The 14,009-nt window shown below is 74.0% G+C and carries 13 protein-coding genes; 7 read left to right on the top strand and 6 right to left on the bottom strand.

Features of this window, described 5'->3' with window-relative positions:
• Window positions 1-33: 33 nt before the first annotated feature.
• A complete protein-coding gene (locus ACIQGV_RS36610) occupies window positions 34-1,557 on the top strand; it encodes a cytochrome P450 (protein WP_402503028.1) in 1,524 nt (507 codons plus the stop codon).
• Window positions 1,558-1,588: 31 nt separating this feature from the next.
• Here ACIQGV_RS36610 and ACIQGV_RS36605 read toward each other — a convergent pair whose 3' ends face one another.
• Complete coding sequence (locus ACIQGV_RS36605) at window positions 1,589-2,539, bottom strand: pseudouridine synthase (RefSeq protein WP_402503026.1); 951 nt, start codon at window positions 2,537-2,539, stop codon at window positions 1,589-1,591.
• Window positions 2,540-2,697: 158 nt separating this feature from the next.
• Here ACIQGV_RS36605 and ACIQGV_RS36600 point away from each other — a divergent pair, with 158 nt between their 5' ends.
• The gene (locus tag ACIQGV_RS36600; RefSeq protein WP_402503024.1) at window positions 2,698-3,276 is read left to right on the top strand and encodes a GNAT family N-acetyltransferase; all 579 of its coding nucleotides are present in this window, start codon (window positions 2,698-2,700) and stop codon (window positions 3,274-3,276) included.
• A gap of 53 nt (window positions 3,277-3,329) precedes the next feature.
• Here the strand turns inward: ACIQGV_RS36600 and ACIQGV_RS36595 are convergent, their stop codons facing one another.
• Both ACIQGV_RS36595 and ACIQGV_RS36590 read right to left on the bottom strand, forming a co-directional pair.
• Window positions 3,330-4,178 carry a siderophore-interacting protein gene (locus tag ACIQGV_RS36595; protein WP_402503022.1) on the bottom strand — a complete coding sequence of 283 codons (849 nt, stop codon included), beginning with the start codon at window positions 4,176-4,178 and terminating at the stop codon, window positions 3,330-3,332.
• A 107-nt stretch (window positions 4,179-4,285) separates the two neighbouring features.
• On the bottom strand, window positions 4,286-5,215 hold the full coding sequence (locus ACIQGV_RS36590; RefSeq protein WP_402503110.1) for a 5'-3' exonuclease H3TH domain-containing protein: 930 nt from the start codon (window positions 5,213-5,215) through the stop codon (window positions 4,286-4,288).
• Between the two features lie 294 nt (window positions 5,216-5,509).
• Here ACIQGV_RS36590 and ACIQGV_RS36585 point away from each other — a divergent pair, with 294 nt between their 5' ends.
• The 4 genes from ACIQGV_RS36585 (at window position 5,510) to ACIQGV_RS36570 (ending at window position 10,129) form a co-directional block, all read left to right on the top strand.
• Complete coding sequence (locus ACIQGV_RS36585; RefSeq protein WP_402503020.1) at window positions 5,510-6,592, top strand: glycine betaine/L-proline ABC transporter ATP-binding protein; 1,083 nt, start codon at window positions 5,510-5,512, stop codon at window positions 6,590-6,592.
• Complete coding sequence (locus ACIQGV_RS36580; protein WP_402503018.1) at window positions 6,585-8,393, top strand: ABC transporter permease/substrate binding protein; 1,809 nt, start codon at window positions 6,585-6,587, stop codon at window positions 8,391-8,393. The genes ACIQGV_RS36585 and ACIQGV_RS36580 overlap by 8 nt, the downstream gene beginning before the upstream one ends.
• 438 nt (window positions 8,394-8,831) lie before the next feature.
• A complete protein-coding gene (locus ACIQGV_RS36575; protein WP_402503016.1) occupies window positions 8,832-9,401 on the top strand; it encodes a helix-turn-helix domain-containing protein in 570 nt (189 codons plus the stop codon).
• Window positions 9,398-10,129, top strand: a complete 732-nt coding sequence (locus ACIQGV_RS36570) for a helical backbone metal receptor (RefSeq protein WP_402503013.1) — start codon at window positions 9,398-9,400, stop codon at window positions 10,127-10,129. The genes ACIQGV_RS36575 and ACIQGV_RS36570 overlap by 4 nt, the downstream gene beginning before the upstream one ends.
• Here ACIQGV_RS36570 and ACIQGV_RS36565 read toward each other — a convergent pair.
• Complete coding sequence (locus tag ACIQGV_RS36565; RefSeq protein ID WP_402503011.1) at window positions 10,044-11,195, bottom strand: TDT family transporter; 1,152 nt, start codon at window positions 11,193-11,195, stop codon at window positions 10,044-10,046. The genes ACIQGV_RS36570 and ACIQGV_RS36565 overlap by 86 nt on opposite strands.
• A 70-nt stretch (window positions 11,196-11,265) precedes the next feature.
• Here ACIQGV_RS36565 and ACIQGV_RS36560 point away from each other — a divergent pair, with 70 nt between their 5' ends.
• The gene (locus tag ACIQGV_RS36560) at window positions 11,266-12,201 is read left to right on the top strand and encodes a LysR family transcriptional regulator (protein ID WP_402503008.1); all 936 of its coding nucleotides are present in this window, start codon (window positions 11,266-11,268) and stop codon (window positions 12,199-12,201) included.
• A 189-nt stretch (window positions 12,202-12,390) separates the two neighbouring features.
• Here the strand turns inward: ACIQGV_RS36560 and ACIQGV_RS36555 are convergent, their stop codons facing one another.
• Together ACIQGV_RS36555 and ACIQGV_RS36550 are read right to left on the bottom strand one after the other, a co-directional pair.
• Window positions 12,391-13,104, bottom strand: coding sequence for a gamma-glutamyl-gamma-aminobutyrate hydrolase family protein (locus ACIQGV_RS36555; RefSeq protein ID WP_402503005.1), 714 nt, complete (start codon window positions 13,102-13,104; stop codon window positions 12,391-12,393).
• Window positions 13,105-13,194: 90 nt separating this feature from the next.
• Window positions 13,195-13,926: a FadR/GntR family transcriptional regulator gene (locus ACIQGV_RS36550; protein WP_402503003.1), complete on the bottom strand. Its 732-nt coding sequence runs from the start codon at window positions 13,924-13,926 to the stop codon at window positions 13,195-13,197.
• Window positions 13,927-14,009 lie beyond the last annotated feature (83 nt).

Here is a 14,009-nt window from a genome sequence, read left to right as displayed (position 1 = left end):
TCCACCGGATCCACCAGTCTCGGAGCCTCCACAGTGACGCCTGAATCCCTCTCCACGACCGGAACGGACGACCCGGCCCTCGCCGCCCCGCCTCCCGGCTGTCCCGCGCACGGCAGCGGCCCAGGGGGCCTGCACCGGCTCTTCGGCCCCGAGGCGACGGACCTGGGTGCGCTGTACGAGAAGCTGCGCGACGAACACGGTCCTGTCGCGCCCGCGCTCCTCCACGACGACGTACCGATCTGGGTGGTCCTCGGTCACACCGAGAACCTGCACATGGTGCGCACCCCCTCGCAGTACACCCGCGACAGCCGCATCTGGACGCCGCTGATCGAGGGCATGGTCAAGCCCGACCACCCGCTGATGCCGCACATCGCCTGGCAGCCGATCTGCTCCCATGCCGAGGGCGACGAGCATCTGCGGCTGCGTGGCGCGGTCACCGGCGCCATGTCCACGATCGACCACCGCGGACTGCGCCGTCACATCAACCGCTACACCCAGCGGCTCGTCAACAGCTTCTGCGAGGAGGGCACCGCCGACCTCGTCGGCCAGTTCGCCGAGCATCTGCCGATGGCCGTCATGTGCGAGGTCCTCGGCATGCCCGAGGAGTACAACGACCGGCTCGTGCAGTCCGCCCGGGACGCGCTCAAGGGCACCGAGACCGCGATCGCCAGCAACGCCTACGTCATGGACGCGCTCGCCCGGCTCACCGCCCGCCGCCGCGCGCGCCCCGAGGAGGACGTCACCAGCCATCTCGTCACCCACCCGGCGGGACTGACCGACGACGAGGTCCGCGAGCATCTGCGCGTGGTCCTCTACGCCGCCTACGAGGCCACCGTCAACCTGCTCTCCAACGCGTTGCGCATGGTGCTGACCGACCCGCGCTTCCGGGCCCAGCTCAACGGCGGCCAGATGACCGTGCCCGAGGCGGTCGAGCAGTCGCTGTGGGACGAGCCCCCGTTCAGCACCGTGTTCGCCTACTTCGCCAAGCAGGACACGGAGCTGGGCGGCCAGCGCATCCGGCGTGGCGACGGCCTGCTGTTCGCGCCCGCTCCGGGGAACGTCGACCCGCGGGTCAGACCCGACCTGTCGGTCAACATGCAGGGCAACCGCTCGCACCTCTCCTTCGGCGGCGGTCCGCACGAGTGCCCGGGCCAGGACATCGGCCGTGCCATCGCCGACGTCGGCGTCGACGCGCTGCTGATGCGGCTCCCGGACGTCGAACTCGACTGCGACGAGGACGAGCTGCGCCGGACCGAGTCGATCGCCTCGCGGCATCTCGTGGAGCTGCCGGTGCAGTTCGTGCCGAAGGCGCAGCAGGACGTACGGGAGAAGCCGTCGATCAGGGCCGTGCCGGCGCAGCGGCCCGCCTGGCAGATCGGCACCCCGGCTCCGGCCCCGCGGCCGGCGCCTCCGGTGCAGCCGTCGCAGGCTTCGCAGCCGTCGCAGGCTTCGCAGGAGGAGCCGCCCCAGCCGTCCGCCGCCGGGGCGCCCATGCCTCTTCCGGCCGGGCGCCCGGGGGCCTGGCAGCGGTTCCTGCGGTGGTGGCGCGGCTACTGACGGGCTGCCGCGGGCCGGTTCGCGGCGCGGGTCACCGGCCCGCCCAGTCGGCGTACGACGTCCATGCGGCGAGTTCGCGGGTGCTGGTGAAGCGGTGGGCCGCACCGGTGACCGGGTCGGTGAACTCCAGGGTGCGTGCCAGCAGTTGCAGGGGACGCCGGAAGTCGCCGGCCGGTACCGGCGGGGCGGGCTCGGGATAGAGAGGGTCGCCGAGGATGGGTACGCCGAGCGCGTTCATGTGCACACGGAGCTGGTGGGTCTGCCCGGTGGCCGGTACCAGCAGATAGCGGGCGTGTCCGTCGCCCCGGTGCTCGGCCGGTCCGATCCGGGTGACCGCGTTCGGCTCGCCCTCGACCTCGCGGGCGGTGAGCACCCCGCGCTCCTTCACGATCCTGCTGCGCACGGTGCGGGGGAGGGCGAGCCGGGGGTCGTGGGGGGCGACGGCCTCGTACTCCTTGTGCACCCGGCGGTCGCCGAACAGGGTCTGGTAGGCGCCGCGTTCCTCGGGCCGTACGGTGAACAGGACCAGGCCGGCCGTGAGCCGGTCCAGCCGGTGGGCCGCGCCGAGCGCGGGGAGGTCCAGGTCGCGTCGGAGCCGGGCGAGGAGCGTCTCGGAGACGTGGCTGCCGCGCGGGGTGGTGGCCAGGAAGTGCGGCTTGTCCGCGACGACGATGTGCTCGTCGCGGTACACGACCTCGACCGGGAAGGGAACGGGCACCTCGGGAGGCAGCTCTCGGTGGAACCACACGTACATGCCCGGCACGTACGCCGTGTCCGCGGTCACGGGACGCCCGTCGGCCCCGACGACCAGCCCGGCGTCCAGCATCCGTGCGACGACGCCGGTGCCCGCGCCGGACAGCCGCTCCACCAGATGCTCGCCGACCGTGGCCCACGCTCCGGTGCCGGGCAGCCGCACCCGCACCGGATCCACACCGTCGCGCTGCGGCAGAGGGGAGGGCGGGGGAGGGGTACGGCGTCTCATCGCAGGCAAGCCTACGTCGCCCCGGGCGGCGCGTTCCGTCCCGGCGGACCCGTCCCGGCGGGGCGGGCCGGGTCCGTGCCCCGCGGTCCTGTGCCCGTGCCTTTGCCCCGGGCGAAAACCCGTTGGTCCCCTCCGGGCCGCTTGGCAGGATGCGCGGCATGCCGTATCTGACCGAACCCGTTCTGCCCGCGGGGAGCCTCGGCCGCCCGCAGCCCGTGATCCCCACCGGGGACGGCCTCCTGCTGCGCCCCTGGCGGGAGCCGGACGCGCCCGCGGTGTACGCGGCCTTCCAGGACCCGGTGCTGCGCCGCTGGCATGTACGGGCGGCCGGCTCCGAGGACGAGGTGCACGGCTGGATCGAGGAGTGGAACGCCGCCTGGGCCGAGGAGCGGGGCGCCCAGTGGGCCGTCGTCGACGCCGTCGAGGACACGCTGCTGGGGCGGGTGGCCCTGCGGGAGATACGGCTCGACGAGGGCGTCGCCGAGGTCGCCTACTGGACCACGGCCCAGGCCCGGGGCCGTGGCGTCGCCGCGCGTGCCACGACCGCGCTCTCCGGGTGGGCCCTGAAGGACGTCGGCCTGCACCGCCTCGAACTGCTGCACTCCGTGGCCAACGAGGCGTCCTGCCGCGTCGCGGGAAAGTCGGGGTTCGCCCTCGAAGGCACCAAGCGCAGCTCGGGCCTCCACGCCGACGGCTGGCACGACATGCATCTGCACGCGAGGGTCCAGGGCGACTGACGCACGGCCGGGCGGCGGCACCCCGTCGACGGGGTGCCGCCGCCCGCGCGGTCTCATGCGGCCGGAGCCGTGCTCTCCTGCTCGGCCTCGATGCGGGCGTTCCACTCCCGCTTGGACGCCTGCCAGCCGTCCTCGTCGTGCCCGAGCCGCCAGTAGCCGGAGATCGACAGGTCCTCGCGGGGGATCTGCCGTTCCACCCGCAGCAGTTGCCGCAGCTCCTTCACACAGCTCGCCTCGCCGTGCACGAAGGCGTGCACGCGGCCGTCGGGCCAGGAAAGCCCCCGGACCGCCTCGACCAGCGCCTCACCGACCCGCCGGTCACCGCGGTGCAGCCAGACGACCTCGACGTCGGAGTCGATCTTCACCTCCTCCTCGGCGCCGGAGACCTCCACGAAGGCGCGCACGTCGGCGCCTTCGGGCAGTGCCTCCAGGGCGGCCGCGATGGCGGGCAGCGCGCTCTCGTCGCCGGCCAGCAGATGCCAGTCGGCCTGCGTGTCGGGGGCGTAGGCGCCGCCGGGGCCCATGAACCGCACGGTCTCACCGGGCCGGACGCGCGTCGCCCAGGGGCCGGCCAGGCCCTCGTCGCCGTGGACCACGAAGTCCAGGGTCAGTTCGCGCGTCTGCCGGTCCCAGGCACGGACGGTGTACGTCCGGGTCACCGGCCACTGCTCGCGGGGGAACTCCTCGCGGATGCGCTCCAGATCGAAGGGCTCGGGGTAGGTCACACCCTCGGCCGGGGGGAACAGCAGTTTCACGTAGTGGTCGGTGTGGGTGCCCACGGTGAAGTCGGCGAGGCCGTCGCCGCCGAGCACCACGCGCTGCATGTGCGGGGTGAGCCGCTCGGTGCGGACGACCTGCGCGGTGTGGGGCTTCCGTGCCGTGCGGGCCGGACGTAGTGCCATGGCGGCCTCCCTGCGTTACCGTGCTTAGGTATACCTAAGTTATCACTACCCCCCAGACATGTGCGCGCAACGGGTGCCCACTTGAGCACCGCTGAAGACGGAATCGATCAGGTTCCCAGCGTCAGCAGAAGCCGGTTCAGCGAGCCGCCCAGTCCCCAGCGCGCCCCCAGCTCCGTCACCGCGCCCGGATCGCGCGGGGCGCGCGGCAGGGCCGGGTCGACGTCCGGCAGCGGGACGTCGCCCGCCACCTGCACGACCTTCGGGGCCACCGCGACATAGGGCCGCGCCTCCGTGAGCCGCTTGCGCTGCGAGGGCGTGAGCTTCGCCTCCGGGTCGTCCACCGCGGCCATGATCCCGGCGAGGTCGCCGAACTCGGCCAGCAGTTTCGCGGCCGTCTTCTCTCCGATGCCGGGCACCCCCGGCAGGCCGTCGCTCGGGTCGCCGCGCAGCAGGGCCAGGTCCGCGTAGCCGGGGCCGTCCACGCCGTACTTCTCGCGCAGCACCGCCTCGTCCGTGAGCTGGAGCGTGCCGACACCCTTGAGCGGATACAGCACGCGCACCCCGCGCGTGTCGTCGACCAGCTGATAGAGGTCGCGGTCGCCGGTCACGATGTCGACCGGGCCCTCGGCCCGCGCGGTGAACGTGCCGATCACGTCGTCCGCCTCGTAGCCCGCGACGCCCACGCGCGCGATGCCGATCGCGTCGAGGACCTCCTCGATCACCGGCACCTGGGGCGAGAGGGTGTCCGGCACCTCCTCCTCGTCCGGTCCGGCCTCGCGCTCCTCGGCGACGCGGTGCGCCTTGTACGAGGGGATCAGGTCGACCCGCCACTGCGGGCGCCAGTCGGCGTCCATGCAGGCCACCAGCTGGTCCGGGCGGTGGTCCCGGACCAGCCGGTCGATGAACTCCAGCAGCCCGCGCACGGCGTTCACCGGGGTGCCGTCCGGGGCCTTCACGGACTCCGGGACGCCGAAGTAGGCACGGAAGTAGAGCGAGGCGGTGTCGAGGAGCATCAGTCGTCCGGTCACGCCTCGCATCATGCCGCACCCCACCGACAACCTCCCCGCCGCACGCCGCACGCCGCACGCCGCACGCCGCACGCCGCCGACCCTGCCCCGGACCCCGGCCCCGGCGGCGTCCCGTCGCCCGCCGCTGGCGGCGGGCCGGACGAAACGTGTTGCGTCCTGCGCAACCCCGGTGAGCCGGCCCACTTCTGCGTTTGTGGTGTGCGGCCCGGGGCAGGCGCCGCCGCGGAGCGGTATCGGCCGTCGACCCCCCTCACACGGCGGCCGGCCGCTCCCTTTCCATTGCCCCCGAGACAAGAGGTTCGTGTGTCAGCCAGGCTTGAGGCCGACCATCTGTACAAGGTGTTCGGCAGACGACAGGACGAGGCGGTCGACCGGCTCCGCGAGGGAGCCGGCCGGGAGGAACTGCGCGCCGACGGCACCACCGCCGCCGTGATCGACGCCTCCTTCACGGTGGACGAGGGCCGGATCTTCGTCGTCATGGGCCTGTCCGGCTCCGGCAAGTCCACGCTGCTGCGCATGCTCAACGGCCTGCTGGAGCCCACCGCCGGGCAGGTCCGCTTCGACGGACAGGACCTGACGGCGCTCGGCGCCCGCGAGCTGCGCGAGGTCCGCTCGAAGAAGATCAGCATGGTCTTCCAGCACTTCGCTCTCTTCCCGCACCGCAGCGTCCTGGACAACGCGGCCTACGGTCTCGCCGTGCAGGGCGTCCCCCGCCCGGAGCGGGAGCGGCGGGCCGCCGAGGCCCTGGAGCTGTGCGGCCTCGCGGGCTGGGAGAAGTCGTGGCCGGACGAGCTGTCCGGCGGCATGCAGCAGCGTGTGGGCCTGGCCCGCGCGCTGGCCACCGACGCCGACCTGCTGCTGATGGACGAGTCCTTCAGCGCGCTGGACCCGCTGATCCGCCGCGACATGCAGGACCAGCTGCTCGCCCTCCAGCGGACCCTGAAGAAGACCGTCGTCTTCATCACCCACGACCTCAACGAGGCCATGCGCCTCGGCGACCGCATCGCCGTCATGCGCGACGGCCGGATCGTGCAGAACGGCACCGCCGAGGACATCCTGCTGCGCCCCGCCGACGACTACGTCGCCTCCTTCATCAAGGACGTCGACCGCTCCCGTGTCCTGACGGCCGCCGCCGTGATGGACACCGAGCTGCGCGGCGACGAGGCCGACTGCGGCTGCGAGACCGCCGCCCCCGGCACGCCGTTCGGCGAACTGTGTGCGATCAGCGCCCGGCTCACGCATCCGGTGGCCGTCCTCGACGAGCGGCGCACGCTCGTCGGCGTCGTCCCCCGGCAGCGGCTCGTCGGCCTGATCGGCGACGAGGAAGGGGTGCCCACGCCCTGCGGCCGGCCCCGCGGCGAGGGGAAGGTGACCGCCCGTGCCTAGGCTCCCTCTCGGCGACTGGGTCGACTCCGGCGTCGACTGGCTCGTCACCCATCTCTCCTGGCTCTTCGACGCGGTCAAGACGGTCGTCGAGGGCCTCTACGACGGTATCGACGCCGTCCTCACCGCGCCCGAGCCCCTGCTGCTCGCGGGCATCCTCGCGGTGCTCGCCTGGTGGCTGCGCGGCCTCGTCGCGGGTGTGCTGTCCTTCGCCGGGTTCGCCCTGGTCGACTCGCTCGACCTGTGGGACCAGGCGATGTCCACGCTGTCCCTGGTGCTGGTCGCGACCCTGATCGCCCTGGTGATCTCGATCCCGCTGGGCATCTGGGCCGCCCGCTCCCGGACGGTGAGCGCCGCCGTGCGGCCCGTGCTCGACCTGCTCCAGACGATGCCGTCGATGGTGCTGCTGATCCCGGCGATCCTGTTCTTCGGCATGGGCGTGCCCGCCGGTGTCGTCGCCACGCTGATCTTCGCGCTCGCCCCCGGCGTCCGCATGACCGAACTGGGCATCCGCCAGGTCGACGCGGAACTCGTCGAGGCCGCCGAGGCGTTCGGCACCACCCCGCGCGACACCCTGCTGCGCGTCCAGCTGCCGCTCGCCCTGCCGACGATCATGGCGGGCGTCAACCAGGTGATCATGCTGGGCCTGTCCATGGTCGTCATCGCCGGCATGGTCGGCACCGGCGGCCTCGGCGGCGCGGTCAACGAGGCCATCGGCCGGCTCGACATCGGCCTCGGCTTCGAGGCGGGGCTCGGCATCGTCGTCCTCGCGATCTACCTGGACCGGGTCACCGGCGCGCTCGGCCGGCAGCTGTCCCCGCTGGGCCGCCGCGCCACCGCCAAGGCACGCCGGACCGTGTGGACGTACCGCCCCCGCCCGGCCGTCGCCGTGGTCGGCGCGGTCGTGCTCGCCCTGGTGGCCGGCGGCATGAACGTCTTCGGGACGAACGCCGGCACCGCCGAGGCGTCCGGCACGGACGTCGGCAAGGGCCGCGAGATCAGGATCGGCTACATCCCGTGGGACGAGGGCATCGCCTCGACCTACCTGTGGAAGGAGCTGCTGGAGCGCCGCGGCTTCGACGTCACCACCACCCAGTACACGGCGGGTCCGCTCTACACGGGCCTGGCCACCGGCCAGATCGACTTCCAGACCGACTCCTGGCTGCCGGTCACCCACGCCGAGTACTGGAAGAAGTACGGCAAGCAGCTCGACGACCTCGGCAAGTGGTACGGCCCCACCTCCCTGGAACTGGCCGTCCCGTCGTACATGAAGGACGTCGACACCCTCGCCGACCTGAAGGAGCACGCCGCCGACTTCGGCGGCAGGATCGTCGGCATCGAGCCGAGCGCCGGGATGATGGGCCTGCTCAAGGACAAGGTGCTCAAGGAGTACGGCCTGGAGGGCTCCTACGAGGTCGTCGACGGCTCCACCCCGGCGATGCTGGCCGAGCTGAAGCGGGCGTACGCCGCGAAGAAGCCGGTCGCCGTCACGCTGTGGTCCCCGCACTGGGCGTACAGCGACTACGACCTGAAGAAGCTGAAGGACCCCGAGGGCGCCTGGGGCGCCGGCGACGGCGTGCACACGCTGGCCCGCGACGGCTTCGCCGCCGACAACCCCGAGGTCGGCCGCTGGCTGAAGGACTTCTCCATGACCGAGCAGCAGCTCACCTCCCTGGAGTCGCGCATCCAGAAAGCGGGCAAGGGCAAGGAGCAGGACGCCGTGAGGGCGTGGCTGAAGGACGACCCCGGACTGGTCGACCGGTGGGCACCGGTCGCCGGGGACACGGACCGGGCGGCCGGGTGACCTGACGCACCCCGCCGCCCGAACGAGGGGCGGGCCGCCGTACGGCATCTCCCGCGTACGACGGCCCGCCCCTCCTCTTCGCCCCGGACCGGCCACCGCAGGGATCCGGCCAACCACGCAGAGCCACGCCGGGGCCCCTGAGCGGGCCGGGATCCCCGCCGAGTTCGACGCTGAGCGTTTCCGGGCATCGGGAACATGCGCGGGTCCTCACGCATTGAACCCGGAACGACCCTGTCGGCTGGCGTGAACTGTGAGGTCGGACCTCCGACAATGTGTCGTCGATGCGGCGGTCGCATGCAACGGTCTGCCGAACCTGCGTAGGGTGCAGAGAACCCTGCGGAGGACTCGGCCGGGGACCCGGCACGGGACGCGGCGGAGAACTCGCCGGAACAAGGGCATCCGCGACCGGACCGACGGGCGAAGGAGGGAGCCGGAGCGATGGGCGACCACAAGGAGCAGCCTCTGCGCGTGGGCGCGGCCGTGCGGCGTCGTCGTCGTGCGCTGGAGCTCACCCTTGCCGTCGTGGCCGAACGCAGCGGCCTGTCGGTGCCCTTCCTGAGCCAGATCGAGAACGACCGCGCGCGGCCCAGTACCGGCTCCCTGGAGAAGGTCGCCGACGCGCTGCGCACCACGGCCGTGGAACTGCTCGCCGCCGCCGACCCGGCGTGCACCGTCGACGTCGTCCGCGCGGAGGACCCCGAACCGCACCCCGAACCGCGGGTGCGGTCCCTGGTGCGAGGCCACCACCAGATGCACGCCTCGGAGTTCACCGGCGGCCACGAGGCGGGCCGGGAGTTCCAGCACCGCAACGACCAGCTGCTGTTCGTCGCCGACGGCGGTGTGGAGATCGAGGCGGAGGGCCGGGCCTACCGTCTGGGCCGCGGCGACACGCTGTATCTGACCGGGGGAGTGCGCCACCGCTGGCGGGCGACCGTGCCGGAGACCCGTGTGGTCGTGGTGGCCGTGGCCGACCACATCGAGGCCGTCGAGGACCGGAAGCGCCCATGAGGATCGTCTCGCTGGTGCCGTCGCTCACCGAGGCCGTGGCCGTGTCCGTGCCCGGTGTCCTGGTCGGCGCGACCGACTGGTGCACCCACCCTGCCGGCCTCGGTGTCACCAGGATCGGTGGCACCAAGAACCCCGCGCTCGACCGGATCCTCGCCCTCGGCCCCGATCTCGTGGTCGCCAACGAGGAGGAGAACCGCGAGCCCGATCTGGCCGCCCTGCGCGCCGCGGGCGTCGAGGTGCTGGTGACCGAGGTGCGCGACGTGCCGCAGGCATTCACCGAACTGGAGCGCGTCCTGCGTGCCTGCGGGGCCACGGCACGGCCGCGCTGGCTGGACGAGGCCGAGGCCGCCTGGGCGGCGCCGCCCGCCCTCCCGGGCCGTGCGACGGCCGTGGTGCCGATCTGGCGGCGGCCCTGGATGGTGCTGGGCCGGGACACCTTCGCCGGCGATGTGCTGGCCCGCCTCGGCGTGGACCATCTCCACGCCGGGCACGCCGACCGCTATCCGCGCATCGCGCTGGAGGAACTCGTCGCCGCGGCCCCGGACGTGGTCGTGCTGCCGGACGAGCCCTACCGCTTCACCGCCGACGACGGCCCCGAGGCGTTTCCCGGGCTGCCCTGCGCGCTCGTGGGCGGCCGCCACCTCACCTGGTACGGGCCGTCGCTGGCCGAGGCACCGCGGGTGCTGGGCGAGGCCCTGCGAGCAGCTCTCCGCCCCGCAGCCCCCTGACCGTGCCGATCGCGGCGGCGGCCCAGGCGCCGGCCAGGACGGCGTACAGCGCCGCCGCGAGCGCGTCGAAGGCGAGCAGCCCGGTGTGCCGGCCCAGCGACAGCGCGCCGGTGACACAGGTGCCCACCGGGAAGGTGAACGCCCACCACGTCATCGCGAAGCCCATCCCGTGCCGCCGGGCCCGCAGCACATGCGCCGTGGCGAGCCCCAGCCACAGCAGGGCGAAGCCCATGACCGGCACGCCGTACAGGACGGCCAGGACGCCGAAGCCGTCGGCGTACGGGGCGGGCACCACACCCGGTGCCACGTCGGCGAAGTTGCCGACGGCGGTGGTGGACTGGCCCAGCGGGCCGAGCACCAGGAACAGCGTCGGGGTCAGCGCGAGCGGCAGCGGGCCGCCGGCGACCAGCCGGGCGAACACCAGCGGCAGCATCACCAGCGTGGCCAGCAGGCTCAGCCCGAACAGCGCGAGACAGCCGAGCAGCAGTGTCTCGCGGGCCTGTCCGGCCGGCAGATGCGGCACCAGCAGCGGCCCCTGCGCCGCCGACACCATGGGCGCGACCAGCGGCAGCAGCCACACCGGCGTGGCCTGCTCCGGCGTCACCCGGTGCCGTACGGCCATCAGGTACGGCACGGCCACGGCCGCGGCCAGCCCCACGGCGGTACCGGCGCTGAACAGCACGGCGTCGAGGGCGAGCGCCGCCCGCGGGCCGATCCAGACCTGCCCGGCGGTCATCGCCCCGCCGCCTACGGCCAGCAGCGCCATCGCCAGGCAGCCGTAGAAGGGCGCCGTCGCCGGGTCCAGGAGGTGGGCGCGGGCCTGGTCGCGGTGATGGCGCCAGTGCAGGGCGCGGGCGGTCAGCAGGACCGCCAGCAGCACCAGGGAGAGCGTCCAGACCGCGGCGCGCAGCGCGTCCGGCCCGGGTGCGTGCGGCGGCAGCGCGCCGGCGACGATCGCGGTGCCCATGACCGTGGCGTACCAGTTCGGGCCGAGGTGCCGGACGGAGGCCGCGCGGGGGCGGCGGGACGGAGCGGACGCGGGCAGGGGATGGGCGGCGGTGACCATGGCCCCACGGTCTCCCCGCCGTCGGGTCGTCACCAGGGATGATGTTCCTATGAGGGCATAAGGTGAGGTTATGAGCAGCAGGGATGGGCAGATCGGTGACACCCGGCCGGGCGGGGGTTCGCTGGCGCACCGGGTGCCGGACCTGGGCGCGCTGGAGCTGCTGCTCGCGGTCGCCCGGCTGGGCAGCCTCGGCGCGGCGGCCCGGGAGGTGGGCATCACCCAGCCCGCCGCGAGCAGCCGCGTCCGCTCGATGGAACGCCAGCTGGGTGTCGCCCTGGTGGACCGCTCGCCGCGCGGCTCCCGTCTCACGGACGCGGGCGCGCTGGTGACGGACTGGGCGCGGCGGGTGGTGGAGGCGGCGGAGGCGTTCGACGCGGGCGCCCAGGCCCTGCGGGACCGGCGCGACTCCCGACTGAGGGTCGCCGCCAGCATGACGATCGCCGAGTATCTGCTGCCCGGGTGGCTGCTCGCGCTGCGCGCCCAGCGGCCCGACACGGCCGTGTCCCTGCTCGCGGGCAACTCCCTCGCCGTGGCCGAGCGGCTGCTGGCGGACGAGGCCGACCTGGGGTTCGTGGAGGGGCTGACGGTCCCCGCCGGACTGGACTCGGCGGTGATCGCCCATGACCGTCTGATCGTGGTGACCGCCCCGGCTCATCCCTGGGCCCGCCGCGGGCGCCCGCTGGCCGCGGACGAGCTGTCGGTCACGCCGCTGATCCTGCGCGAGAAGGGCTCCGGCACCCGTCAGGTCCTCGACGCGGCCCTCGGCGGCCTCGCCCGCCCGCTGATCGAGCTGTCCTCCACGACGGCCGTCAAGGCGGCCGCGGTGGGCGGCGCCGGACCCGCCGTCCTGTCCGAGCTCGCCGTCGGGGAGGAGCTGGCCATGCGCCGTCTGGTGCGCGTTCCTCTGGACGGCGTCACCCTGGAGCGCTCCCTGCGCGCGGTCTGGCCGACCGGTCACCGCCCGACCGGCCCGGCGAGGGACCTGCTGTCGCTGACCCGGGGGTAGGAGCTGCCGTCCGGATCGGGCCGCCGGATCGGGGCGGCTGTGAGGAGCCGGCCGCGGAGGGGGGCCGTGGAGGGCCGGCCGGGTCGGTTCGTCCGGGTCGGTTCGTCCGGGTCGGGGCGTCCGGGTCGGGCGGCTGTGAGGAGTCGGCCGCGGAGGGCGGCCGCGGAGGGGCCGTGGAGGGGCGGCCTCTCAGGTGAGCGGCGCGGGCGGGCCGGCGTGGCGGGCCGCCGCCGTGACCAGGGCGCGCACGACCCGTGGGTCCTCGCCCATCTCCGGATGCCACTGCACCCCGAGCACCCAGTGCGGGCCGGGCAGCTCGACCGCCTCCACCGTGCCGTCGGCCGCGTGGGCCGACGGGAGCAGGCCGGTGCCGAGGCGGTCGACCGCCTGGTGGTGGTGGGTCGGCACGGAGGTCTCCTCGGGGACCGCCCCGGCGTACCGCGTGCCGGGGACCGGCCGCACCGGGTGCCGGCCGAAGACGCCGGGGCTCTCGGTATGGCCGTCGATGTGCTGGAGCAGAGTGCCGCCCAGAGCGGTGTTCAGCAGCTGCATGCCCCGGCAGACACCCAGCAGCGGGGTGCCGGCGGCCAGCGCCGCCCGGATCAGGGCCAGTTCCCAGGCGTCCCGCGCGTGCGCGGGCGGCCCCGTGCGCGGGTCCCGCTCGGCGCCGTAGCGGGCCGGGTCGACGTCGGGGCCGCCGGCGATCACGAGCCCGTCCAGCCGGGCGACCGTCTCCTCGGCATGGTCCGGCGTGTCCGGGGGCAGCATCGCGGCGAGCCCGCCCGCCCGCTGGACCAGCCGGGGATACCCGGCCGGGAGCAGCGCGGCCTCCAGATCCCATACGCCCCAGCGCGTCCGTGCCTCCAGGTACGTGCTGATCCCGACGAGCGGCCTGTCCGCCATGTGCTCTCCCGCGCTCTCAATGGACTGTGCAGATACCTTTGCCGGTGCCTTTGCCGTGCCGGTCCCCGGGCCGCCGTACGGAAGGGGTCCTCAGGTGAGGAACCCCCGCAGGAGCGCCGCCGTGCCCGCGCAGTGCTCCCGCATGATCTCCCGCGCCCCGTCCGCGTCCCCCTCCAGCACCGCCTCCACCAGCGCCGTGTGCTGGTGCTGCGAGTGCTCCAGGTTGCGCACCAGCAGCGGGATGCAGTCGAGCAGGTCGTTCACCGTGGCCCGCACGGCCGCGTACCGGGCGGCCAGCGTGGGGGAGCCGGACAGCTCGGCCAGGGTGAGATGCAGCAGCGTGTCCGCCCGCCGGTAGTCCGCCAGCGGCGCGTCGTGCGTCCGGGCCAGCGCCTCGCGCAGCCGCTCGCCCCGCCCGTCCGCCGGCCCGTGCGCCGCGCAGAGCCCGGCCGCGCCCACCTCCAGCACCTCCCGGAACCGCAGCACGTCCTCCACGTCGACCCCGGCGACCCGCCGCCGCAGCTCGTCCTCGCCCGTGGCGTCCCGGCGGGGCAGCACGAACGTGCCGCCGTACCGGCCCCGCCGCGACTCCAGCAGGCCCTGCTCCTGGAGCACCTTGAGCACCTCGCGCAGCGTGACCCGGCTGATCCCCAGCCGCTCCGCCAGCTCCCGCTCCGCCGGCAGCCGCCCGCCGACGGGCACCAGGCCGAGCCGGACGACCTGGAGGATCTGCTCCAGGGCCTCCTCGAACCCGTTGCCCGCCCGTACCGGCCGCAGCACCGCCGTCAGCCGGTCACCCGCTCCGGCCGCGTCCTCCGGCATCCCGCCGTGCCCCCTTCCCAAGCAATGGTTTCCGGCAATACCTTATGGCTCGGCTGGTCGAAGGAGAACGAGGAAGCCCCGAG

The sequence above is a fragment of the Streptomyces sp. NPDC093094 genome (genome assembly GCF_044754345.1).
Taxonomy (GTDB): domain Bacteria; phylum Actinomycetota; class Actinomycetes; order Streptomycetales; family Streptomycetaceae; genus Streptomyces.
The sequence above is the reverse complement of the archived record's forward strand: the minus strand, read 5'-3'. Positions and strand labels throughout refer to the sequence as shown.